The organism is Cedecea sp. B1(4) (genome assembly GCF_059414925.1).
Genome location: NZ_JCAHMZ010000240.1, coordinates 1 through 375, shown reverse-complemented (window position 1 = coordinate 375; position 375 = coordinate 1). Strand labels below are relative to the sequence as shown.

General features: G+C 65.3%; 1 protein-coding gene. It reads right to left on the bottom strand.

The genetic code is table 11. The features are described from left to right. Nucleotides 1–375 (bottom strand): GDP-mannose 4,6-dehydratase (locus tag ACR6JA_RS22780; protein ID WP_494599750.1); only part of this gene is annotated, 375 nt, incomplete at both ends.

Below are 375 nucleotides of genomic sequence, written 5' to 3'. Positions count from 1 at the left end.
CGATGACGTAGTCCTCCGGCGTGTCCTGCTGCAGCATCAGCCACTGCATTTCGACGTAGTCGCGCGCATGGCCCCAGTCGCGCAGCGCCGACAGGTTGCCCAGGTACAGGCATTCCTGCAGGCCCAGCACGATGCGGGCCAGGCCGCGGGTGATCTTGCGCGTCACGAAGGTCTCGCCGCGCTTGGGCGATTCGTGGTTGAACAGGATCCCGTTGCAGGCGTACATGCCGTAGGCCTCGCGGTAGTTCACGCTGATCCAGTAGGCGTACAGCTTGGCCGCGGCGTAGGGGCTTCGGGGATAGAACGGCGTGCTTTCGCGCTGCGGCGTTTCCTGCACCAGCCCGTACAGCTCGGAGGTCGAGGCCTGGTAGAAGC